Origin of the sequence: Marinobacterium lutimaris, assembly GCF_900108065.1 — a bacterium.
Taxonomy (GTDB): Bacteria; Pseudomonadota; Gammaproteobacteria; order Pseudomonadales; family Balneatricaceae; genus Marinobacterium_D; species Marinobacterium_D lutimaris.
In genome coordinates this window covers 1,187,427-1,209,483 of the sequence record NZ_FNVQ01000001.1, presented here as the reverse complement: position 1 = coordinate 1,209,483, position 22,057 = coordinate 1,187,427, and the positions used below count along the sequence as shown (strand labels likewise).

At 55.2% G+C, this 22,057-nt stretch carries 22 protein-coding genes; 8 read left to right on the top strand and 14 right to left on the bottom strand.

The annotated features are described in order from the left end of the window. Window positions 1-134: 134 nt before the first annotated feature. The 5 genes from C4S72_RS05355 to C4S72_RS05335 form a co-directional block, all read right to left on the bottom strand. Window positions 135-1,463: a TRAP transporter large permease gene (locus C4S72_RS05355; protein ID WP_104002007.1), complete on the bottom strand. Its 1,329-nt coding sequence runs from the start codon at window positions 1,461-1,463 to the stop codon at window positions 135-137. A 24-nt stretch (window positions 1,464-1,487) separates the two neighbouring features. Continuing rightward, window positions 1,488-2,003, bottom strand: a complete 516-nt coding sequence (locus C4S72_RS05350) for a TRAP transporter small permease (protein WP_104003054.1) — start codon at window positions 2,001-2,003, stop codon at window positions 1,488-1,490. Window positions 2,004-2,016: 13 nt separating this feature from the next. Continuing rightward, window positions 2,017-3,051 (bottom strand): TRAP transporter substrate-binding protein, encoded by a 1,035-nt coding sequence (locus C4S72_RS05345; RefSeq protein WP_104002006.1) that lies wholly within the window; start codon window positions 3,049-3,051, stop codon window positions 2,017-2,019. 79 nt (window positions 3,052-3,130) lie between these two features. After that, window positions 3,131-4,081 carry a PDR/VanB family oxidoreductase gene (locus C4S72_RS05340; protein WP_160115448.1) on the bottom strand — a complete coding sequence of 317 codons (951 nt, stop codon included), beginning with the start codon at window positions 4,079-4,081 and terminating at the stop codon, window positions 3,131-3,133. 2 nt (window positions 4,082-4,083) lie between these two features. Next, window positions 4,084-5,136 (bottom strand): aromatic ring-hydroxylating dioxygenase subunit alpha, encoded by a 1,053-nt coding sequence (locus tag C4S72_RS05335; RefSeq protein WP_104002004.1) that lies wholly within the window; start codon window positions 5,134-5,136, stop codon window positions 4,084-4,086. 115 nt (window positions 5,137-5,251) lie between these two features. On the opposite strand from C4S72_RS05335, the gene C4S72_RS05330 reads away from it, so the two are divergent. Continuing rightward, entirely contained in the window at window positions 5,252-6,172 is a 921-nt protein-coding gene (locus C4S72_RS05330) for a LysR family transcriptional regulator (RefSeq protein WP_104002003.1), read from the top strand. 479 nt (window positions 6,173-6,651) lie between these two features. Here C4S72_RS05330 and C4S72_RS05325 read toward each other — a convergent pair whose 3' ends face one another. The 8 genes from C4S72_RS05325 to C4S72_RS05290 all read right to left on the bottom strand — a co-directional run bounded on the left by C4S72_RS05325 (window position 6,652) and on the right by C4S72_RS05290 (window position 14,815). Continuing rightward, complete coding sequence (locus C4S72_RS05325; RefSeq protein ID WP_104002002.1) at window positions 6,652-7,428, bottom strand: ABC transporter ATP-binding protein; 777 nt, start codon at window positions 7,426-7,428, stop codon at window positions 6,652-6,654. Window position 7,429: 1 nt separating this feature from the next. After that, window positions 7,430-8,509: a FecCD family ABC transporter permease gene (locus C4S72_RS05320; RefSeq protein WP_104002001.1), complete on the bottom strand. Its 1,080-nt coding sequence runs from the start codon at window positions 8,507-8,509 to the stop codon at window positions 7,430-7,432. Continuing rightward, entirely contained in the window at window positions 8,510-9,661 is a 1,152-nt protein-coding gene (locus tag C4S72_RS05315; RefSeq protein WP_104002000.1) for an ABC transporter substrate-binding protein, read from the bottom strand. It abuts the gene before it with no gap. 73 nt (window positions 9,662-9,734) lie between these two features. Beyond that, window positions 9,735-11,693: a TonB-dependent receptor domain-containing protein gene (locus tag C4S72_RS05310; RefSeq protein WP_200826673.1), complete on the bottom strand. Its 1,959-nt coding sequence runs from the start codon at window positions 11,691-11,693 to the stop codon at window positions 9,735-9,737. A gap of 91 nt (window positions 11,694-11,784) precedes the next feature. Next, on the bottom strand, window positions 11,785-13,113 hold the full coding sequence (locus C4S72_RS05305; RefSeq protein ID WP_235009051.1) for a sensor histidine kinase: 1,329 nt from the start codon (window positions 13,111-13,113) through the stop codon (window positions 11,785-11,787). 47 nt (window positions 13,114-13,160) lie between these two features. Next, window positions 13,161-13,862 (bottom strand): response regulator transcription factor, encoded by a 702-nt coding sequence (locus C4S72_RS05300; RefSeq protein ID WP_104001997.1) that lies wholly within the window; start codon window positions 13,860-13,862, stop codon window positions 13,161-13,163. 105 nt (window positions 13,863-13,967) lie between these two features. Beyond that, entirely contained in the window at window positions 13,968-14,258 is a 291-nt protein-coding gene (locus C4S72_RS05295; RefSeq protein ID WP_104001996.1) for a hypothetical protein, read from the bottom strand. Then, a complete protein-coding gene (locus C4S72_RS05290) occupies window positions 14,255-14,815 on the bottom strand; it encodes a PilZ domain-containing protein (protein WP_160115447.1) in 561 nt (186 codons plus the stop codon). The genes C4S72_RS05295 and C4S72_RS05290 overlap by 4 nt, the downstream gene beginning before the upstream one ends. Before the next feature lie 92 nt (window positions 14,816-14,907). Between C4S72_RS05290 and C4S72_RS05285 the strand changes: the two genes are divergently transcribed. Then, window positions 14,908-16,155: a lipoprotein-releasing ABC transporter permease subunit gene (locus C4S72_RS05285; RefSeq protein WP_104001994.1), complete on the top strand. Its 1,248-nt coding sequence runs from the start codon at window positions 14,908-14,910 to the stop codon at window positions 16,153-16,155. Then, entirely contained in the window at window positions 16,148-16,834 is a 687-nt protein-coding gene (locus C4S72_RS05280; protein WP_104001993.1) for an ABC transporter ATP-binding protein, read from the top strand. Before C4S72_RS05285 ends, C4S72_RS05280 begins: the two co-directional genes overlap by 8 nt. A gap of 51 nt (window positions 16,835-16,885) precedes the next feature. Here the strand turns inward: C4S72_RS05280 and C4S72_RS05275 are convergent, their stop codons facing one another. Next, entirely contained in the window at window positions 16,886-17,428 is a 543-nt protein-coding gene (locus C4S72_RS05275; RefSeq protein WP_104001992.1) for a DUF2062 domain-containing protein, read from the bottom strand. A gap of 75 nt (window positions 17,429-17,503) precedes the next feature. Between C4S72_RS05275 and C4S72_RS05270 the strand changes: the two genes are divergently transcribed. The 5 genes from C4S72_RS05270 to C4S72_RS05250 all read left to right on the top strand — a co-directional run bounded on the left by C4S72_RS05270 (window position 17,504) and on the right by C4S72_RS05250 (window position 22,047). Then, entirely contained in the window at window positions 17,504-19,741 is a 2,238-nt protein-coding gene (locus C4S72_RS05270; RefSeq protein ID WP_104001991.1) for a DNA internalization-related competence protein ComEC/Rec2, read from the top strand. A gap of 64 nt (window positions 19,742-19,805) precedes the next feature. Continuing rightward, window positions 19,806-20,426 carry a MotA/TolQ/ExbB proton channel family protein gene (locus C4S72_RS05265; RefSeq protein ID WP_104001990.1) on the top strand — a complete coding sequence of 207 codons (621 nt, stop codon included), beginning with the start codon at window positions 19,806-19,808 and terminating at the stop codon, window positions 20,424-20,426. Window positions 20,427-20,438: 12 nt separating this feature from the next. Then, a complete protein-coding gene (locus C4S72_RS05260) occupies window positions 20,439-20,858 on the top strand; it encodes an ExbD/TolR family protein (RefSeq protein WP_104001989.1) in 420 nt (139 codons plus the stop codon). After that, window positions 20,858-21,856, top strand: coding sequence for a tetraacyldisaccharide 4'-kinase (gene lpxK, locus C4S72_RS05255; RefSeq protein WP_104001988.1), 999 nt, complete (start codon window positions 20,858-20,860; stop codon window positions 21,854-21,856). Before C4S72_RS05260 ends, lpxK begins: the two co-directional genes overlap by 1 nt. Next, window positions 21,856-22,047: a Trm112 family protein gene (locus C4S72_RS05250; RefSeq protein ID WP_104001987.1), complete on the top strand. Its 192-nt coding sequence runs from the start codon at window positions 21,856-21,858 to the stop codon at window positions 22,045-22,047. The genes lpxK and C4S72_RS05250 overlap by 1 nt, the downstream gene beginning before the upstream one ends. Window positions 22,048-22,057: the final 10 nt, after the last annotated feature.

Genomic DNA, 22,057 nt, shown 5'->3' with positions numbered 1-22,057 from the left:
CTGCATCAAACCAGGACAGCGCGACTATATTTTTATTACTGACGTAATGAGATGAAAAGCAGCGCTGAATATCTTGGCCTATTATTCTGGGAAATCCATCGATTCACCTTAACAGGTTAAGCTCCTGGGTTAGATCAGCGATAAAGCAGATCTGGCAAGAACATAGAGATAGGCACTACGAATACAATGCATGCAAGGCGAACAATATCAGCGCACCAAAACGGCGTGACGCCTTTGAATATCGTGCCGGTCTTCACATCCCGTAATACCGCACTCAGTACGAAAACGTTCATCCCCACCGGCGGCGTAATAAGACTGATCTCGGTCACGACCACAACGACGATGCCGAACCAGACTAGGTCGAAGCCCATGCTGGCCACCAGCGGGTAAAACACCGGTACAGTCAGCAGCATCATAGACAGACTCTCAAACACCATGCCCAGCACAATGTAGATGCCGAGGATCGCCAGGATTACAACAATGGGTGCTACATCCAGTCCGTTGACGAACCCGAGCAGCATGTCTGGCAGACCCGCGCGGTTAATGAAGTCGGAAAAGATTAGCGCGCCGATGACCACCGCGAACAGCATCGCCGAGGTGCGGGCCGTGTCGGTCAGGGTCTCAAATAGCGCGGCAAGGCTCAGCCGGCGACGCGCGAGCGCGATCAGGAAGGCACCACCAGCACCAATGCCCGCCGCCTCTGTAGGCGTGAAAACACCCAAGTAAATGCCACCCATAACGATGGTGAACAGCAGTACTACTCCCCATACCCCTTGCAGCGCCAGTAGACGCTCAGACCAGGGCATCTTGTCACCGGCCGGGCCTTCAGCCGGGTTTCGCCAGACCACATAGCGCACGGCCCCCAAGTAAAGCAGCACACCCAACAGTCCCGGGATGAAGCCGGCAGCGAAGAGTTCGCGGATCGAAGACTCAGTCAGAAGACCATAGATAACCAGAATCACGCTGGGCGGAATTAAAATACCTAGCGTGCCGCCAGCGGCGATGGATGCCGTGGCCAACGCATCGGAATAGCCGTATCTACGCATAGGCGGCATCGCCACCCGGGCCATTGTTGCCGAAGTGGCCAGGCTCGAACCGCAGATCGCGGAAAACCCACCGCAGGCGACCACGGTGGCCATCGACAATCCACCCTTGCGATACCCCAGGAAGGCGTTGGATACGTGATAAAGCTCATTCGATAGGCCAGACCGTGTAACTAGGTTGCCCATCAGAACGAATAGCGGGATAACGGACAGGCTGTATTCCTGCACCGTATCGATAACCCGGTAGGAGGCCATCGACAGTGCACCGGTCCAGCGGAAGTTAAACAAGTTGTCGAACCCTAGCCCCTGCAATGCAGCGAACCCGAGAAAGCCGACCAGCCCCATGGCGAATGCGATTGGCACCCGGACAACAATAATGAGCAATAGCAGAGCGGCAAAGCCGATCAGTACGAAAGACATAGGCGGTACCTTTGTACAGCAGGGTTAATTGTTAGAACCAGCGAAGATGCGGTAGATGCCATACGTGAACATCCCCAACGCCGTGAACCAGCTCATAACCGCGATGTATTCGATGATATAACCGGTAGGCAGACCCAAGTACTCAGTCTCGACGCCACGTCGCAGCGAGCGTTCGGCCAGATCGAAAATACGGGCACCTATGAAATACATGGACGAGGATACGGCCAACGCGGCCAACAGACCCAGAGCCTTGACGATCCTGTTACCTAATACCCTGTCGAGCAGATCCACGACGATATGCCCGCCGCGCCAGGTCACCACCGGCAGCTCGGCGAACACCATGACCGCCAACCCTATACGGGTCAGCTCCGTAGCGCCGTCGAGTGAGTTGGAAAACAGATAGCGACCGGTCACGTCTACGCAGGTCATTGCCATCATCAGAAACAGGACTGTTGCAGCAACCACTTCGAGACCCAGGGCCAACCATTTGATTGGCCCGATCTCGTCGTAGTGTGCATTTACCCATGCACCCATAGACATATTCATCACCTTTTTACTGCTTGGCGTTTTCATAGTCTCGGGCAATTTCCCAAAGCTCATCCATTGCAGTTTCGGCCATATCCGTCCTGTCAGAAACACTGGTAACCCAGTCTTCTTTCATGCCATTTATTGCTTTGTAAAAAGAATTAGCCACAGGCGAATTACCATCGATGTTATTAACATGCACATCTTTTTCCTCGGCTGCTTTATAACCAACTGCATCAATCCGCTCCCAAGCCTTACCAGCCATCGCAGAAAGTTTTTCGCCTGATACGCCAAGAATCGCCTCCCGGTCTTCCGCACTTAGGCTTTCCAAAAAATCGGGATTCATGAAAATTGAGAAGCTGCCCAAATACAGACCACCCGGAAATATGGTGACATTCGGTGCTACTTCATTCAGTCTTAGATTTTTCTGCTCTGAAATAGGAAGGAATGTCCCATCAATAATGCCTTGTTGTAGCATCTCGTAAACTTTTGGGGCGGGGGCAGCTACCGGAGTGACTTCCAGACGGTTGCCTATTTCGGTTTGTACGCCCCCACCAATTCTGATTTTCTTACCTTTTAAATCACTTAAAGAATTAATAGGTTCACGAGAATGAAGTACGCCAGGGCCGTGAGTAAACATACCAATCAGCTCGAGCCCATCGAATTCATACGAATCGGAAAAATATTTGTTATAAACACGCCACAGTGCCACGGAGGCTGACTCAGCCCCAACTCCAAGCCCGGGTTGTTCGACTATTTGAGGTAGTTTAAAACGGCCGGGAAGATAACCGTGATAGCTAAAACTTGCGTCGTAAACACCATCTTCAACAAGGTTGAACAGGCTTCCAGGATCACCTGAGGTTTGTTCGACAACCACTTTAACGCGTCCTTCTGTCGCATCTTCAACCCATTTTCCCCATGTTGGCCATACGTCAGCATTTTGTGCATTAGTCGGTGGCATCCATGTAGCAACACGGAGCTCAGTGGCTGCCATAGCAGAGGTTGAAAGCATTAAAGTTGTGCCTAAAGATATTGCCCGGACGAGTTTGTTTTTTATTTTCATGTTTCACCCTTTATTGCAAATAAAACCAATATTATTATTTGGTATGTTTTTATTTTTTAACGTATTTAAATTTTATAATTTATGCCTCAATTATTAGTGAATCACTCTCCGCACGAGAAACACACGGCAACACTACTTCGTTTGATTCTCGCTCCGAATCAGAAAGTACATAATCGCGGTGATCAATTTTCCCTTCTAAAACCCTGCATTCGCAGGTGCGGCACATGCCTTCTCGACACGAGAAAGGTATAGAGATACCTTCACTTTCCAAAGCTTCCAGTAGTGACAGATGTGGCGGAACTTCAATCGTTTTGCCACTTGATGACAGGGTAACTTTGAAACTTTTGTCAGTGACCGAATTCGATGAGGCAGGTTCAGGGGCTTTAAAACGCTCAAAATGTAAACGGTCAGAATCAATCAAACCCTCAGCGAAGCTTTCAACTGAATCCATCATGGGGCCTGGACCGCAACAATAAAGATGATCTTTCGGCCCTATTGATTTTATATAGCTCTGTATATCCGGATGGCTTCCGGATTCTTCACTAAAATGTAATTCCGCGTTAATGCTTGTATTGACTTCATCGATATAGGCCATTCGATCCCGGCTTCGCCCGCTATACAGGAGTTTCCAAGGCCTATTGTGAGCTTTGCACCAGCGCACCATACTAAGTATGGGGGTAATACCTATCCCACCTGCAATGAATAGGAAACCTTCTGCCTCATAGTCTAAGGCAAAGAGATTACGTGGTGGAGATGCCTCCAGCGTATCGCCTTTGGTAAGACGCCCATGAACGAAAAGAGAGCCACCTCTAGAGGACTCCGCGAGGCCGATACCCAGATGGTATCGGCCGTCGCTACAGTCGTGAACAGAATATTGTCTAATCACGCCATTAGGCAAACGCAAATCTATATGGCTACCTGCTGGCGCAATAGGTAATGGCATTCCGTCTGAGGCTATTAACGTTAGGTTCACTACGCCCTTGGATACATGACGAATCTCTTCTACCTGAACCACTATCCAAGTATTCATTATCATGCCTCATGAGTTTGGACTGTTGGCTTTTCCTCTTGTTCTTCCTTGATTGTTTTTGAAACAAGCCAGCGAAAATATGACAAAGCTGAGTCGGCGCCAATTGAAATCATCTCAAAATCAGTATTCATTTTTAGAAAATCGTTTTGAGCCTGAATCATGTCACGATCCTCTTCAAAGGCTTTTATTACGCTTTGATGAATAGCATCAGTAACATCTGGACGATCAATTGCAAAATTGTGTGGCTGAGCGAAGAAGTAATGTGTTGATTCTTCAGTTTCTGGCGTAAGTGCTTGAGTGCTTCTAAACTCCGCAGCGGCGTATCTATTACCTTCTTTGGCCCCATGACCGGTCGGTTGCATTCCTGAGTCCATAAGGAAAATTGCTGGCAGAGTAAAGTCGTATATATTCCATCGATCGACCAGGCCAGAAAAATCTTTGACTCCTTTTAGAAAAGGTGCTGGCTTTATGCCTTCGCCCCATCTTGTAATTCTCACCCCGTTTTCCAAACGTGTGATCTCAGGAGTGCATGCTGCATAAGCTTCATCACCACCCAAAGTATCCGCATGAACATATGGAATATGAGCAAGATCTAGGAGGTTGTCTGTAATCAAAAGGTAATTAGTGTCGTAGTGGGTATAACCTTCCCGGCTTCTCCAGTCCGGATGATCAAGCCAAGGCGTAGCAGGGATTTTTTCAGGATCCGCTTTTTCCTCGTCTCCCATCCAGATCCAAATCCACTTATGTTTTTCTACAATAGGGAATTTTCTCACCTTGGTTTTAGGAGGTATCCGATCCTGTCCCGGGATTTCGATGCAGGTCCCGTTTTTGTCGAATAACAAGCCGTGGTACATGCAGCGCAAGCTGTCTTCTTCGATACGACCTTTTGAAAGAGGGGCGCCTCGATGGCAACACATGTCTTCGAAGGCGACGACATTATTTGAAGAATCCCTCCAAAACACAACAGGGGTGCTAAGAAGTGTACGAGAAAGGGGGCTTGAGCTAGAGACCTCGCTTGACCAGCCAGCTACATACCAGCAGTTTTTGATAAACATAAGATAGTCCTATTATTTTTATAGGTTTTTTATCGATAGGCCGCTGTCTTAAACGGTAGATTTAAGGCTAAACTATGAATCAAATAACGAAAATAAGTTCTCGGGAATAGATACTATGCATGCTGTTCATAATAAAAAGCTAGATCTGAACCTCCTTCTGCCGTTCGACGCCCTGCTGCGTGAGCAAAATGTGACACGAGCAGCTGAGTCGCTGGGACTGTCGCAAAGTGCAATGAGTCACGCCCTTAGGCGATTACGTGACTTCTATAATGATGATCTTTTCGTAAGAGTAGGGGATGGCATGAAACCTACTCCCTACGCGGAACACTTGGCTCGCTCAGTTGAAGATGTGCTTCACTTGGTAAGAGGAAGTTTGACCACAGAAGCTGTTTTTGACCCGATAAAGGCAAACCGGGTTTTTAGTATATTTATGTCAGATATGGGTGAGGTTGTATTTCTTCCAAAACTTATAAAACATCTGCAAGAAAAGGCACCGGGCTGCCGGATAAAAACGATACAAGTGCCAACTGAAAAAATTCCAGAAAAACTGGAAAATGGGGAAATTGATTTAGCACTGGGTACAAGTTATGTCATATCTCAAGGTGTCTTTCAGCAGGAACTATTTCACCACTCTTTTACATGTCTGGTTAGCCCACATTCTACGCTAACAGACCGGGATCTAAACTTAGAAAAATATCTGGATATGAAACACGTGTGCGTGATGCTTTCAGATAAGTCGACCCCTTACGATTCCGTTGTAGAAGAAATGGGCTTAAAGCGCGATATCCAAGTGACGACCCCACATTTCGTAGTGTTGCCGATGATACTAGAAGGCAACCTAGACTTTATAACGACAGTACCGCTTCAACTCGGGAAGGTCTTTAGTCGAGTCAACATGGTAAAAATGCTTGATCCCCCGATAGAGTTGCCTACTTTTCCTTTGAGACAGTACTGGCACCCACGTTATCACCGTGATCCCGCAAACATTTGGCTACGCCAACAGGTCAAGATGTTATTTGATGGCTTCAATTCTTAGCGATTCGGGTGAACTTTAAGAATTCCGGTGTAATTGAGTGCCTGGCCACTGTAGCCCTAGATAGCACTTTCAGTAAAACTGTCCTTTCTGATTTGACTTTGATTCTTCCTTTGGATGGGCCTGATCGACCATTTGCCGGAAATCTTAAAGCAAACCCAAAAAGTTGACATGTCCGCTATGTGCCGTCCGCAGTCATCTGGGACTGTCGGCCTAACGTCAGCTCCTGTTCATCAGTTACCGTCCGACTTTTAGGTATTGATGCTGCTCAGTAATAGGGGAGTATTCGAGCAGTACTCAATGAGATTCATTACTGCCCGGGTCGGCACGGTGATAGCACTGCTCCCAGACGTTTTTATACCCTTCAAAAACACACAAGTCTTAGGGCTTTGCACCTGTTACGCCAATCACTGAATCACACGTTACCCTCACGCCCGCAGAAGTTCGGGCCCCTATGAGGCCCGAGGCCTTAGGCTTGAATTTCAGTGATCGATGGCGCGGTCGCACAGCACGATGGGTGTGCCGTTGGAGCAGCGTTCGATTCTCCCTTCGATGCCGTAGGCCTCGCGCAGTACCTGCGGTGTCAGAACCTCCTGTGCAGGCCCCTGAGCCAGTACGCCGCCCTGGCCCAGCACGAGTAGCTGGTCGCAGAAGCGAAGCGCCAGGTTGATATCGTGTATAGCGACCATGGCGGTGGCTCCCTGCTCGCGGGTGACATCACGGACAGAGTTGAGCACGTTAAGCTGCCAGTGAAGGTCCAATGCGCTGGTGGGCTCATCCAGAAGCAGCAGGCGAGGTGAGCGCACCAGTACCTGGGCCAGGCCGATCATCTGGCGCTGTCCGCCGGAGAGTTCGCTGAGTTTGCGCAGCGCCAGATCACGGATACCCAGGGTGGCGAAGACTTGCTCTATGGCCGCTTCGAGCTTTGCACGATCAAAACTGTTGATCACCGCCCGGCTGGCGCTGAACACGGTTTCGTAGGCGATCAACGAGGTGGGTTGAGGCAGGCTTTGCGGCAGGTAACCCAGCTGGCTCGCCAACGTCCCCCGGTTTTTCAGGTTGATCGGCTGATTGTCGAACAGGACCTCGCCCCGATAGGGCTGTAACCCGGCCAGAGACTTGAGCAGGGTGGATTTGCCCGCGCCATTGCGGCCGATGACGCCGATCAGGCTACCCTCGGGGAACGGCTGCAGAGCTATCCTTTCCAATACGGTGCGATGACGATAGCCGGCCGTTAATTCACGTATCCAGAGTGACATATCAGAGCTCCCGTCCACGCGTGATGATCAGGGCGAGAAACAGCGGGATACCCACCAGTGCGGTGACGATGCCCACCGGCAGCAGGATACCCGGCACCAGTAGCTTGCTGGCGATCGAGGACAGCGACAACAGCAGGGCGCCGGCGAGGGCGCTGCCCGGCAGGAAGAAGCGATGGTCTTCGCCCAGCAGTAAACGTGCTATATGGGGGCCGACCAGGCCGATAAAACCGATTTCCCCCACGAACGAAAGCGCCACGGCGGTCAGCAGGCTTACGCGCACCAGTACTATCAGGCGTAACCGTTCAACCCGGATGCCCAGGCTGCGAGCCTGATCCTCTCCGCTGCGCAGAGCGGTCAGCGACCAGGACTGAGCCATGGAAAAGGGCAGGCAGCAGAATAAGACCAGTGCGACGACCAGGACCTTGTCGATGCTGGCGCGGGCAAGGCTGCCCATGGTCCAGAACACGATCTGCTGCAGGGCATCGTAATCGGCGATGAACTGAAGCAGGCCCACCAGTGCGTTGAGACCGAAGAGCAGCGCGATCCCGAACAGTACTACGGTATGCACCCCGGCGCCGAAAAAACGCGACAGCAATAAAATCAGGCCCGACGCAGCGGTGGCGAAAACAAAGGCTGAAAGCGGTAGCATGACGGCGGTGCTGAGGCCAAACAGGCCCACCGGGAAAACGATGACCAGCGATGCTCCCAGGGTCGCGGCGGCGCCAACGCCGAGGGTAAAAGGGCTGGCTAATGGATTGTTGAGCACTGTTTGCATCTCAGCGCCCGCCAACCCGAGAGCGGCACCGACCACAAGTGCCATCAACGCGTAAGGCAGGCGCACTTCCCAGATAATCACCCGAGTCGCGGCATCCAGTTCTTCCGGATAGATCAACCCCTGCAGCACCTGGTTGGGAGTGAGCGACGCCGGCCCCGTAGCGATATCACAGAGCAGTGAGATCGCCAGCGCGAAAGCCAGCAGCAGAAGTGCTGCCAGTCGCCAGCCGATAAAGCGCCGATAGTGCTGCGCCAGTGTCTGTGTATCGCTGGCGTCGGTAGTGGGAACAGTACTGTTGACGGCCATTTACTTCACCCCCGTCCAGTAGGCGCCTTCCAGCCCGACCGGCTGAAAGCGCTGATAAAGCGTCGCCAGCGTCTGCTCTGGCTTAAGATCGGCGAAGGTCTCCGGGTAGAGCCATTGGGCAAAGGCCTGCAGCGCCGCGATATTGAATGGGGAGTTATAAAAGTGATGCCAGACCGCGAAGGCGCGGCCGGTCTCCACCGCGTTCAGCTGCGCCAGTCCCGGCTGGGAGAGTACATGCTGAAAGCTGGAGCGGGCCGTATCGGCATCGATACCCGCACCCAGCGCAATATATTGGGGATCGTCAACCAGGGTATCCGGTGATCCAATGGCGGTTGCGATATAGACATCCGGCTGATTGACCAGCAGGTACTCCAGGTTAAGCACGCCGCTGACGCCGGGTACGCTATCTGCGGCGATATTGGTGGCGCCCAGATAATCGATAAAATGGCCGAGCATACCCCTGACCATGGTCTCGCAGCATTGGTCCTGGCGGCCCACCCTGCTGTGCAGAAAAACCGTGGGTGGCGTCAGCTCTGGGCTCAGCTGCGCAAGGCGACGGTCGACCTCGTTCAGTTGCTGCCGATAAAAGCCGGTAAAGGCGGCGGCCTCTGAAGTGCGCCCCAGCACCTCGCCAAGCAGTTGCATACTGACAGGCGTGTTGCGGATCGGATCCTGACGGAAGTCCAGAAACAGCACGGTGACACCAGCCTGCTCCAGCTGATTGATCAGTCGTGCATCATGAGAAGAGGGGCCGTGTCCCTCCAGCCCAAACAGGGCGAGGTCGGCATCCAGCGTCAGCGTCTGTTCCAGGCTGAAGGAGTCTTTGGAGGTGCGTCCAATCTCTGGTATCTGATCAATTTCGGGATAGAGCTTCTGATACTGAGCGTAGCTGCCCGGATCTGCGAGCCTTAAATCGGGCAGCATTCCGACGATGCGCGCCAGAGGCTGCTCTGGTTCCAGGATCGCTAAGGCCGGGATATAGCGGCTTTCGCCGAGGATGATCCGCTGGACCTCTGCAGGCACTTCAACCTGGCGTCCAGCCAGGTCGGTGACGGTCTGGGCCTGAGAGTGACCCGGGCAAAGCCAGGCGAGGCCTGCCAGCAGGCCAAGTCCCAGCCGCTTCAGGTCAGGCAGGGTGATTGAGCTAAACATTGAATGAATCCGGTGGCCAAACTGAAAAAGAGCCTGGTGCCAAAGGGCCGCAGGCTCACAAGAGAAGCAGCGTTTAGAAACGCGCGGCCAAAGAAAGGCGGATGTCGCGACCGCTTTCAGGCATGCCTACGACACCTTCCCATCCCGGGATATGATCGAAACTGCCGTTACTGGCGTGGTCGATATACTGTTTGTCGAACAGGTTCATGACGGCCAGATTGACCTTCAGCCTGTCGTGCCCGGTGGGCAGCCACTCAACGTAAAGGTCGTGGACGCCGTAGCCCGGCTTGTCGATCTCGCCGGCAGAGGTTTCGATATCATCGATCCCTTTGACGAACCGGGCGTTCCAGCCCATGCGCCAGGCGTCGCTGGCACGATAGTCGAGGTTGGCTGTGAGGGTATCGCCGATGGAGTTCCCCAGGCCGCCGTGGTCGTAGGCGTTTAGTTTCATGCCGTCGATCTCGGCATCATTGTGGTGGAAGCTCAGGCTGGCGCTTAGCTGCTGCCACTGATGGCCCAGGGTGATCAGGTAACCGTCGGAATCCACATCGCCCACATTGGTGTAGAGGCGACCGGCCGCGGCGGCGATGGCATCGTCGATGCGGCTCTGATACACCTTGCCGCTGATGAAGAAGCCATCCTGGGTGTAATCGAACCCGATCTCATTGTTAACTGCTTCTTCTGCTTTTAGGTTCGGGTCGTTGCTGTAAACATCCAGCCGGAACGCTTCCTGGGTCTCGGGGCCGCGGAACGCCTGAGCGTGACGCGCGAACAGTGTCAGCCCGTTGTTGAAGGCGTATTCCAGGCCAAGGTTCGGGCTGGTGCCGGATTCCTCGAAGGACTGGTCGGCCTTGTCGTCAAGCTCGTAGCGGTCGTGGCGCAGGCCGGCGCTGAGTGTCAGCGGTTCGATGATTTGCCAGCGATCCTGCAGATAGATACCGCGGACCTCTCCATCCTCCTGATCGAGTCTAGTGTCGCCCTCAGGACCCAGATACACCTTGTCTTCGCGGTAGTCGATACCGTAGGTCAGGGAGTGGTTGCCGAGGACGCTGGTATTGCGAAGATCGAAACCTGTACTTTCGGTGGTACCGAAGTAGAGCCCCCAGCGGCCATCCTGCTGCAGCTCCGTTTCTGTGTTGTAAATGCTGAGGTCTGCATCAACGAACTGATTACCGAGCGGATTGATGTTGTAGCCGAAGGTGAGGGTTTCACGCTCGGTCTCCATCGGGTAAGCCGGGTTCCAATCGCTGACAATCCATTGTGGGCGCTGGGGGCGCTCGCCTTCATCGGTGCGGTTCTCGAAGCTGAATCTCAGGGTCTGGCTATCGCCGATATGACCCACCAGCTTGGCAAAGCCCAGTTGTTGCTCCGATTCGGTGCCGGCGACGTCATCGCCGTTACCATCCTCAAATTGATCCTGATCGCTGGCGCTCAGAGACACCAGACCACTCCAGTCTTCACCCAGGCGACCGTAAAGGCTGGTACTCAGTTTGCCGACATCGCCGTTGCTGTAGTAGCTGCCTTTGATCAGCGCGCCAATACGCTCATCGCCCTGTAACAGATCTTCGGGATCCTTGGTGATGAACCGAATAGCGCCGCCGAGAGAGCCGGGGCCAGAGGTGGCATCGCCGGTCCCTGCGTCTACTTCCACAGCCTTGATGAGATCCGGCTCGATGGAAAGGCGGCCGCTGTGATGATACTGGGAGCCGCCCTGAGTAGCGCCATCGATGCTCACGTTGAGCAGACTATCCTGCAGGCCGCGAACGTAGACCTTCTGGGCTACGCCGACCGAACCACCGACGGAAACCTCCGGCTGCTGGCGAAAAACGTCTTCCAGGTCGTTAGCCTGGATCTGATCCAGCTGTTGGGAATCAACATGGCCGGTCTCGGCTAAGGGTTTGCTGCCGGTGATATCGATCTGCTGCAGCACAACGGGCCGCTCGTCCGCCAGCGCAGCCTGGCTGGCGAGGACTCCGGATACCGCGATAGCCAGCAGGCAGGGACGCAGGGGCAGGGATAGTCGCTTTTCCACTCTCATACTCTCCAGATGATACTGATTCGCAAATGCAATATGTTCGTATTCTTATCTTGGAGAGTGATGAATAAAAGAACTTTTACAATTGTTACACGGCTTGAGGTTCCGTGGCGGGAGCCTCCAGGTTACCGGAGTTGCAGGGCAGGCGAATTTCCATACAAAGGCCGCCCTCAGCTAGGTTAAACGCCCTTAGCGAACCTGATACCGCTTCCACCTGCCTGAGTGCGAGGGCGAGCCCAAGTCCATAACCGCGCGGTTCATTGTGGCGGGCGCGGTCGACACGGTAGAAAGGCCGAAAGATCGATCTGAGTTCCGCCTCAGGAACCCCAGGCCCCTGGTCGCTGATCTGGATACGGTACTCCTCGTCCTGTCGGGTTAGCGTGACACTAACTTGTCCGCCGGGAGGGGTGTAATGCAGTGCGTTGCGGACTATGTTCTCCAGCGCCTGCCCCAGGAGGCGTTGGCTGCTCCCGCATAAACGGGCGTGATCGGGCAGACACGCTGTGATCTGATGGTGCGGAAACTCGAACCGGGCATCATCCAGAATGCTGTCGATCAGATCCGTCAGGTCAAGGTCTTCCGGGTCTAGCTGGGGACGTTCGTTTTCCAGCCAGGCCAGGGTGAGGCTGTCTTCCACCAGTGCGCGCATTTGTGCACTGTCTCTTTTGATGCGGTCGAGAATTTCCTGCTGGTTTGAGTGGTTGCTCAGACTGAGCGCCATGTCGATGCGGGTCAGGGGAGTGCGCAGTTCGTGGGATAGATCGGCGATAAGGTGGCGCTGGCTGCGGATCAGGCTGCCTGTACGCTCGGCCATGTGATCAAAAGATTCGGCAAGCCCTGTCAGCTCGTCGCGCCGGTTTCCCAGATCGTTGGCAACACGCACATCGTATAGCCCTTCGCTGAACTGGCGTGTGGCGCGTTCCAGTCGGCGCAATGGTCCCATGACATGACGGTATAAAACGACGCTCAGCAGTATAAGCAGCGAAAGCGGCAGGAGCACTTTCAGCAGCGGGCCGATGTAGGGTTGCATAGACCCGGGTCTCATCCGCTGCGGTAGCCGGATCAGGAAGTGGGTATGGCCGTCGGCGAAGGTGACATCCATGATAGGGTTTTCGGTGAAGTAGAGGTGTATTTTCCATTCCACGTGGCGACCCAGCCGAAAGCCTTCCAGGAACTGTTGCGACAGGCGGCTGCCGGCGATGGGCGTGAGCTGCGATTGCACCACCGCTGCCCAGGTATCCTCCTGCGTCTGCAGCTCTCTGAGCCAGTCGGCCAGCGCCACTTCATCGCCACTGAGATAAAGCGATTCCGCTTTGCGTCCGTAAGCGACCAGGCTGCGCTGGTGCTCGTCAGCGATAAAACTCATACGCTGCTCGGTGTGTGAAGCCAGGTGGTTGATGGCCCAAAAAAGTAGCACCGTCCCTGCCGCGACGGTGGCGCAGAGTTTCCAGAACAGTCGCCGCCTCATGTCAGTGAATACCCGGTGCCATGCATGGTTTGCAGCCGGTCTGCGGTCATACCCGCCTCGACCAGCCGGCGCCTGACACGGCTGAGGTGCATATCAAGACTGCGATCGTGCCTGCTGTATTCACGCTCCAGAACGACCTGATACAGATAGGGCTTACTCAGTGTCTCGCCAGGATGGCGGGCCAGTATCCAGAGCAGCTTGAACTGAATCGGGGTCAGTTGTATCGGCTGGCCTTCATAGTGCACGAGTTGCTGCTGGCGCTGCATCGTCAGGCCGTTGAGGCTCAACTGGAACTGTTCCTGCTGCGAGGCTTTCCCCATTGAGCGGCGTAGCAGAGCGTTGATGCGTAACAGCAGCTCGGTGGAGTTGAAAGGCTTGGGCAGGTAGTCGTCGGCACCCTTGTTGAAACCGCGAATGCGTTCCTCCTCGGCGCCGCAGGCAGTAAGCATCATCACTGGTGTCTGGCACTTTTCCCGCAAACGCTGGAGGAGTGAGAAGCCGTCGCAGGAGGGGAGTAATACATCAAGGAGGATAAGGTCGAAGCGCGTCTTGAGGGCGACAAGCAGGGCTTCCTCGCCATCCTGGGACTGTTGCGTGGTAAAGCCCTTGGCCTGCAGCAGCTCGGTTATCTGGCTGCTGAGGGTGGGGTCGTCTTCGACAACGAAGACATGAGCGCCTGCCGGGTTTTCTGAGTGCATGATTATTATTAGTAATACGAATGATAATAAATATCGTTAATGCTAACTCATAGGCGGTCTATAGCAAAGGTTTATGGTCTTGGTTGGCTGCAGGAGTGAGGTCGATCAGCGCTCTTTAGGTGGCAGGTAGACGTCGTCTTCCATATAGCGACCGGTGATCGACAGTTTGCGTTCGAGCCAGCGGTTGAACACTGTCCATAAGGCGAAGGCCGGAGTCATCATGATCATGATGCCGAGCATCAAGGCCGCGCCGCCGTATCCCTCAGGGGCCAGCGATCCTGCCCAGTCGAGAATACCGAGCTGTCTGCCTGCGAAAAACCAGGCGACCAGTCCGACAAAACCGGCACCGACACCGAGGTGGTGCAGAAACTTCTGACGCTTTTCCGGGTGACTCATTCTGAATGTCTCTGTCGCTCTTTGGCCTGGGCTTCAAGAATCAGCCTTGCCAGCAGGGTACGGCAGCTTTCCGGCATCTTCATAAAGGAGACGCCAAGTTCGTAGCCCTCGTCTATTGCGCTGCAGCGTTGAACCTCTGCATAAAGCAGCAGTCCCAGTCCGTTGTCAGGAAACACCAGCTTCAGGGCCAGGTAACTTTCAAGTGGGATCGGCTCATGGGTGGCGAACGACAGGCCGCCCTCACTGAGGTTAATGGTCTGGGGTTGACTGGCCTCAAGGTTAAGGTCGCTGCCGGCGATGGTGCTGGCGATCAGGTCGAGCTTTTTGTTCAGTTGTTGCAGATACGTGGCTAGATGTGGGGTAGACTCTCCGATCTTGTAGATCAGGTGCTGAGACTCGGAATCGATCTCCGCCAGCTGGCTCTGCAGCAGGAAGTAGGGCGACACATTGAATTGATAGGGCCGGGAAGAGTCAGCGACCTCTTCGCGAGAGACGACCTTGAAGTCAATCACGACCGGTTGGTCAATGCGATAAAACTGGCGGCGTTCCTGGTCCACGTCTGGCTCCTTTAAGTGTCGGATACGTCTCCTGCGAGTATAAACAAATATGTAGTGCGGCTGTTAGCCGTTAACAGGGACAAGATTACGCGATGTTTAAACCCCTCTCGCTCTTTGTGGGTCTACGTTACACCGCGGCAAAACGCGGCAATCACTTCATCTCCTTCATTTCACTGGTGTCGATGCTCGGCCTGATGCTGGGTGTGGCTGCTCTGATTCTGGTGCTCTCGGTCATGAACGGTTTCGACCGTGAGCTCAAGCAACGTATTCTCGGGATGGTTCCACATGCGACCCTGAGCGCCTACGGCGACGAGCTTAAAGACTGGCGCTCCCTGGCCGGTGAGATCGAGGGTACCTCGGGGCTACAGGGTGTGGCTCCCTATATTCAGGCGCAGGGTATGCTGACCCACGCCGGAAGAGTGCAGGGCGTGATGGTCAATGGTGTCGATCCCGCCTTTGAGGACCAGGTTTCCATTATCGGCCAGCATATGGAGCACGGTACGCTGAACGATCTGGAAGCCGGCGAGTACCGCATCGTGTTGGGTGAGCTGCTGGCACGCTACATCGGTGCCAGTGTTGGCGATAAGGTGACGCTGGTGCTGCCGGAGGCATCTGTCAGCGTGGCCGGAATTACGCCACGACTGAAGCGTTTTACCGTCAGCGGTATCTTCTCGGTGGGAGCCCAGCTCGACGCCAATCTCGCTTATATCAATATCGACGATGCGGCGCGCCTGAAGCGGATGTCCCAGGGAGCGGTGGATGGTGTTCAGCTCCACTTTGAAGATCTGTTCCAGGCGCCGGCTCTGGTGCGTGAAATGGCCCGCAACCAGGACCGTATGCTCAGTTACAGTGACTGGACCCGCACCCACGGTAACCTGTTTCAGGCGATCCAGCTCGAAAAGCGGATGATCGGCCTGCTGCTGTTCCTGATTGTCTTTGTGGCAGCATTTAACATCGTTTCCACGCTGGTGATGGTGGTTACCGATAAACGTGCCGATATCGCCATCCTGCGCACCATGGGTGCGACGCCTTCGGTCATCCTGCGGATTTTTATTGTCCAAGGCGTGGTGATTGGAGTCATAGGAACCCTGCTCGGTACCTTGCTCGGGATAGTATTGGCGTTGAGCGTCACCGATCTGGTGGCCTGGATTGAGCAAACCTTCGGTATTCAGTTCCTCTCTGCCGATGTCTATTTCATCAGTTATCTGCCATCTCAGCTGCAGTGGGCTGATGTTAGTCTGATCACCAGCACCGCGCTGGGTATCAGCTTCCTGGCGACTATTTATCCCGCCTGGCGGGCATCACGTACTCAACCGGCGGAGGCTCTGCGTTATGAGTGAGGTTCTTAAGGCGTCCGGCGTTCGGCGCAGCTACAACGAAGCCGGCAACGAGATGATCGTTATCGACGATGTCAGTTTCAGCGTGAACAGCGGCGAGAGAGTGGCGATTATCGGCGCTTCCGGTAGTGGTAAAAGTACACTGCTGAATATTCTCGGCGGGCTTGATAAACCGGATAGCGGTGATGTCTCCGTGGCCGGCGAGGCACTCTATCAGGTCAGTGAGGTCAGGCGTTCGGCGATACGTAACCGTCACCTGGGTTTCGTCTACCAGTTTCATCACCTGCTGAATGAGTTCTCGGCGCTGGAAAATGTGGCGATGCCGCTGGTGTTAGGGCGTCACTCCGTCGCAGAGGCGCGTAAAGCAGCTGAGGAGCTTCTCGAGCAGGTGGGTATGGGGCACAGGTTGAAGCATAAGCCCGGTAAGCTCAGTGGTGGTGAGCGTCAGCGTGTGGCGATCGCCAGGGCGCTGGTCTGCAAGCCGGCCTGTGTCTTGATGGATGAGCCCACCGGCAACCTGGATCGCCATACCGCGCAGGAGGTGGAAAACTGCCTGGATCAGTTGAACCGTGAATCCGGCACCGCCTTTGTTACCGTGACCCATGATCTTGCACTGGCACGCCGGATGGATCGGGCGGTCGAGATTGTGGATGGCCGGCTGCAGCCCTGGTTATTTGATTAGCACCTGCCTTGAATAGACGTGTTGATCAGAGTGGTTAATCAGGACTGCTGATCAATCGTTCTGATCAGCGCTGCGGGTGGCGCGAATCTGCTTGCGTTTGCGCCAGCTGCGGTTGACGTGCCAGATCCAGAACCAGTGCACGGCCACATAACTGAGTAGCGACAGCAGTATGCCTGTCAGCAGTGAGCCCAGTAGAAGAGGCCACCAGATGGCGGCTATCTCAGACTGAATGGTGGCCAGGTCCCAATGGAAGCTGATGTCCTTGCGGATATGGCTGTCCAGCAGCCAGGCGCCGATCCGGTAAGTGAAATAGAAGATCGGCGGTATGGTAATCGGGTTGGTCAGCCAGACAAGGCCGATTGATATAGCCAGGTTGCTGGCCATGAAGAGTGCCAGTACCGCAGCCACCAGCATCTGCCCAGGGATTGGCAGAAACGCACAAAACACGCCGACCAGGAAAGCCCGAGAAACCGATTTGCGGGTCAGGTGCCATAGGTTTGGATCATGCAGGTGTTCCCCTAGCCAGCGCAGGGAGGGGTGGGCACGCAGCTTGTGCTGGTCCGGCATGTACTTCTTGAAGATTTTGCGCGGCATATTAACGTGTTAACTCACATCTGTGCGGGCATTATGCCGAGTGTGACCTCTTAAGCCAACAATTTGAGATCAAGGATGATCGCTTATCTTGCTGGTCTGCTCTCCGTGGCCATGTTACCCGGCCTGGGAAAAGTCTGGCTGTTACTGCTTGCGGGTGCATCGGCTTCTCTCTTCAAAGCCGCTCGCCGTCAGGCTTTCCTGTTTATTGCCGGCGTATTGTTGGCGTCTATCTGGGGTGCCTGGCAGCTTAGTCATCGGTTGCCTGATCAGCACGCCCGTAGCGACGTATTCCTAAGCGGAACTCTGATATCCATTCCCGCTACGTCGAGCAGAAGACAGAGTTTCGTTCTAAAAATAGACAGCATCGATAGCCAGGAAGTTGCGCTAACCCAGCTGCGGCGGCTGAAACTATCCTACTATGATGTGGCTCCTGTGTTACAGGCCGGGGACCGTATCGAGGCTGTTGTGCGCCTCTTCCCTCCGCGCGGGCTCAGCAACCCCAGGGCATTCGATACAGAGAAGCGTAATCTGGTGCAGGCTGTCGATGCGCGTGGATACATACGCGATCTTCGTGGGCACGCCGACGCGCCTCCCGGCTTGCTTTCTTTCCGGCAGTACCTCAGTCACCAGATGGATGAAGCTTTTTCGCCGGTTACCTCTGCAACCCTGCATGCGCTCGTGCTGGGCGACAGGTCAGGGTTGAGAGATGATCAGTGGCGCCTGATCAGTGAGACCGGGACCGCCCACCTGATGGTGGTCAGCGGGTTGCATATCGCGGTTATTGCTGGCGTGGGGATGCTGCTCTCCCGTCTTGTGGGATACCTCTTGTTGGGGGCTGGCGTGTCATCGCTACAGGTGCGCCGTGCAGGGTTGATACTGGCGGCGGCTTTCGCGTTCGGCTACGCGCTTCTATCTGGCATGGCGATCCCGGTGCAGCGCTCGCTGATCATGGTGCTGATATTCCTTGCCGGGGAGTGGACGTTGACGCCGGTCAGCGGTTGGGTGCGCTGGCGTTTCGCGTTGATTCTGGTCACCGTTGTTCAGCCTCTTGCGGTTACAGAGCCGGGTGCCTGGCTCTCTTTTGGTGCTGTCGCCCTGTTGCTCTGGATACTGGCTCAGAGGCGAGCCAGGAACGGCTTCGTCTTCGCCTGGTGGCGGCTTCAGGGGACGCTTTTTATTGGCATGCTGCCAGTTACCGCTGCGCTTTTTTACCAATTGGGTTTTCTGGCTCCCGTTGCCAATCTGCTGGCGGTGCCGTTGATATCGTTGCTGGTGATGGCGTTGCCGCTACTACTGCCGCTTGCGCTGACAACAGGCAGCGAGACGCTGACCCTGTTGATGAGTTTTCTGATCGATCAATTCTGGTGGGGGCTTGCTGCGGGGCGGGATCTGCTGGGGCTGTACATGGCACTGCCTGCGCCTGCATCTATTGCGGTGGTGCTGGCAACCGTTGCAGCGCTCTGGTGGCTTCAGCCCGTTCCACTGCGTTGGCGCTGGCCTGCGCTCATGCTGCTGTTTCCTTTGCTTCTATCCAAGCCAGCGCGCCCCGGCCCCGGTGAGTTTGATGTAACTATCTACGATGTGGGGCAGGGGCTCGCAGTGCTTGTGGAAACCAGTGAGGCGAGGCTGCTCTACGATACCGGTCCGGGATACCTCGATGGAGGAAGTGCTTTCGCCTATGCCATCGTGCCGGATTTAAAGTCCAGGGCGTTAACCGACCTGGAGCTTTTGGTGCTGAGTCATGGCGACAACGACCACAGTGGCGGTGCAGGGGCGCTGTTTGAGTACCTGAGAGTGGAGGAGACTGTCTCGGGTGAACCAGTACCCGGCATTGCTGCTCAACGCCCATGTGGCAGTGCCGCGATCAACTGGCGCTGGGGCGGCGTTGAAATAGCTGCTTTTCAGGCGCAGGTGACGGGGGCGGGAAGTAACGATCTCTCATGCGTCGTCAGGATCAGTAACGGACACTGCTCGCTGTTGATTCCCGGTGATCTGGGTAAGCAGGGGGAGCGGTCATTGGTGTCCAGGACTGATCTTGGGCCCGTCACCTGGCTGGTGGCAGGGCACCACGGCAGCGATACCTCGAGCTCGCAGTTATTTTTAACCCGCATGGCGCCTGAGGTTGTGGTTTTCAGCAGGGGCGCGTTCAACTCTTTCGGTCACCCGGCGGCTGAGGTCGTAGAGCGCGTCCGGATAAGTGGGGCGGAAATACTCGATACGGCTGTTGATGGCGCTGTATTGCTTCATGGCGGTGAGCAATGCGAAACAAGCGTTTGGCGAAGTGCAAAAAGACGTTACTGGACAGCGGGTTAAGTATCTACTCAGGCCGCTTGAGGCTATGGTAGAGTAAGACCCCGGCTGTACAGGAGACGAAGTCGTGTTCGATTTGATTCAAGCGGGTGGCTGGCTGATGGTGCCGATCATCGCCTGCTCTATAGTGGCGTTGGCGATAGTCGTGGAGCGTTTGCTGGCGCTGAGAACAACCAGAGTCATTCCGCAGGGGCTGCTTGCCCAGGTGTGGGAGTTGGTCCGCAGTGGTGAAATGACACCGGAGCGGATGCGCGCGATTAAGCAGGAAAGTCCTCTGGGTGTGATTGTTGTCGCGGGATTGAATAGCTCGTCTCACGGTCGCGAGGTGATGAAAGAGAGTATCCAGGAGGCGGCCACTGTGGTGGTGCACGAGCTGGAACGCTTTCTAAACAGCCTGGGGACCATCGCCGCAATAGCCCCTCTGCTGGGCCTGCTCGGAACGGTCATCGGTATGATCAAGGTCTTCACTGAGATCATGATTCAGGGGACCGGTAATGCCGGCGTTCTGGCGGGTGGCATATCCGAGGCGCTGATTACGACTGCGGCCGGTTTGTCCGTAGCGATTCCCGCGCTGGTGCTGCATCGTTATTTTCAACGCAAGGTAGATACACTGGTGCTTACCATGGAGCAGGAATCGATCAAGCTGGTCGAGATAGTCCATGGCGAACGTGATGTGGATTTCAAATAACAGGAGATCCCCATGCATTTTCAGCGTCAGCGCCGAGAAGAGGTCAACATCAATCTAACACCCCTGATTGACGTGGTGTTTCTGTTGTTGATCTTTTTTATGGTCTCAACGACCTTCACCAAGGAAACCCATCTCGATGTGGATCTGCCCCAGGCAGCTAATGGTGGGGCCGTCGCTAAGACAGAAACCCTCGATGTGGTCATAAACGCCCAGGGGCAGTACAGCGTCAACGGGCGTTCGCTGGTCAACACCCAGGCACAGACACTCAAACGCGCCATCGCGGAGGAGGCGGGCGAAGACCGCACGCTGCCGTTTATCATTACCGCCGACGCGCAGACACCGCACCAGTCCGTGGTGACTGCCATGGATGTGGCGGGCCAGCTTGGTTTTATTCATCTGAGTATTTCCACGCGGGAAGTGGAAACCAACTGATGGGACTCGAAACCGACTGGTACTCCGGTGCCGGCTGGCTACGTCTGCTGGCTCCGCTGGAGTGGGCCTATCGCAGGCTTTCAGAGCGCCGCCGTCAGCGGCTGACGCAGCCGGAAAATCAATGGCTGGCGCCGGTGCCGGTGATCATTGTCGGCAATATCAGTGTCGGCGGCAGTGGCAAGACACCACTGACGTTGAACTTGATCGATAAGCTCAGAGCCCGGGGTTACCGGCCTGGCGTGGTCAGTCGCGGTTATGGCACCAAGGCACCGCATTATCCTTTCTTTGTTAACGCAGATACCGCGCCGGAGCAGGGCGGGGATGAGCCCTGTCTGATCGTTCGTCGCAGTGGGGTGCCGCTGGTGATCGATCCGGATCGTCCCGCAGCGGTCAGGGCGCTACTCGACACGGCTGACGTGGATATCGTTATCAGCGATGACGGCCTGCAGCACTACCGCCTCGGTCGTGATCTTGAACTTGCCGTGGTTGATGCTGCCCGAGGGCTGGGCAATGCCCGCTGTCTGCCTGCGGGGCCTTTGAGAGAGCCGCCGGAACGGCTGAACGAAGTGGATCGCGTTATACTGAACGGCCAGGGGCGTTTTGCCTTTCCTGGCGCGTCGAGCATGGAACTGCAACCCGGAGCCTTGGTTGAGCTGGCCACGGGGAAAAGCCTGGATGCAGAGCAGTGGCAGGGGGCGCGGCAGGTTCACGCGGTGGCTGGTATCGGTCACCCCAAGCGTTTCTTTGACACGCTCGAGAGTCTGGGGTTTAAGCCGCTGCCGCATCCTTTGCCGGACCATGCTGCGATCACCGCGGAAACGCTCAGCTTTGATGATGAGCTGCCCGTTATCCTCACGGAAAAAGACGCCGTAAAATGTGGCGACTGGGTGAAACCCGGGGTGTGGGCGCTGAAAGTTGACGCCCGCCTCGATGAAGAATTTGACGACTGGCTGGATCGGCAGCTGGTCAGACTGCAACAGAAATACGGGAGTCCGTAATGGACCAGAAACTGCTAGATATCCTGGTATGTCCGGTGTCGAAAGCACCGGTTGAGTGGAACCGCGAAACCAACGAGTTGATCTGCCGTACCAGCGGGCTGGCTTATCCTATCCGCGATGATATTCCGGTGATGCTTGAAAGTGAGGCGCGTACCCTCGGCGCCGATGAGCGCCTTCCCGAAAAGAAGTGAAACCCTTAGC

Bases quoted from the DNA above. Each gene is read 5' to 3' on its own strand.
- C4S72_RS05355 (WP_104002007.1), bottom strand. From the start codon at position 1,463: ATGTCTTTCGTACTGATCGGCTTTGCCGCTCTGCTATTGCTCATTATT.
- C4S72_RS05350 (WP_104003054.1), bottom strand. From the start codon at position 2,003: ATGTCTATGGGTGCATGGGTAAATGCACACTACGACGAGATCGGGCCA.
- C4S72_RS05345 (WP_104002006.1), bottom strand. From the start codon at position 3,051: ATGAAAATAAAAAACAAACTCGTCCGGGCAATATCTTTAGGCACAACT.
- C4S72_RS05340 (WP_160115448.1), bottom strand. From the start codon at position 4,081: ATGAATACTTGGATAGTGGTTCAGGTAGAAGAGATTCGTCATGTATCC.
- C4S72_RS05335 (WP_104002004.1), bottom strand. From the start codon at position 5,136: ATGTTTATCAAAAACTGCTGGTATGTAGCTGGCTGGTCAAGCGAGGTC.
- C4S72_RS05330 (WP_104002003.1), top strand. From the start codon at position 5,252: ATGCATGCTGTTCATAATAAAAAGCTAGATCTGAACCTCCTTCTGCCG.
- C4S72_RS05325 (WP_104002002.1), bottom strand. From the start codon at position 7,428: ATGTCACTCTGGATACGTGAATTAACGGCCGGCTATCGTCATCGCACC.
- C4S72_RS05320 (WP_104002001.1), bottom strand. From the start codon at position 8,509: ATGGCCGTCAACAGTACTGTTCCCACTACCGACGCCAGCGATACACAG.
- C4S72_RS05315 (WP_104002000.1), bottom strand. From the start codon at position 9,661: ATGTTTAGCTCAATCACCCTGCCTGACCTGAAGCGGCTGGGACTTGGC.
- C4S72_RS05300 (WP_104001997.1), bottom strand. From the start codon at position 13,862: ATGCACTCAGAAAACCCGGCAGGCGCTCATGTCTTCGTTGTCGAAGAC.
- C4S72_RS05295 (WP_104001996.1), bottom strand. From the start codon at position 14,258: ATGAGTCACCCGGAAAAGCGTCAGAAGTTTCTGCACCACCTCGGTGTC.
- C4S72_RS05285 (WP_104001994.1), top strand. From the start codon at position 14,908: ATGTTTAAACCCCTCTCGCTCTTTGTGGGTCTACGTTACACCGCGGCA.
- C4S72_RS05280 (WP_104001993.1), top strand. From the start codon at position 16,148: ATGAGTGAGGTTCTTAAGGCGTCCGGCGTTCGGCGCAGCTACAACGAA.
- C4S72_RS05275 (WP_104001992.1), bottom strand. From the start codon at position 17,428: ATGCCGCGCAAAATCTTCAAGAAGTACATGCCGGACCAGCACAAGCTG.
- C4S72_RS05270 (WP_104001991.1), top strand. From the start codon at position 17,504: ATGATCGCTTATCTTGCTGGTCTGCTCTCCGTGGCCATGTTACCCGGC.
- C4S72_RS05260 (WP_104001989.1), top strand. From the start codon at position 20,439: ATGCATTTTCAGCGTCAGCGCCGAGAAGAGGTCAACATCAATCTAACA.
- lpxK (WP_104001988.1), top strand. From the start codon at position 20,858: ATGGGACTCGAAACCGACTGGTACTCCGGTGCCGGCTGGCTACGTCTG.
- C4S72_RS05250 (WP_104001987.1), top strand. From the start codon at position 21,856: ATGGACCAGAAACTGCTAGATATCCTGGTATGTCCGGTGTCGAAAGCA.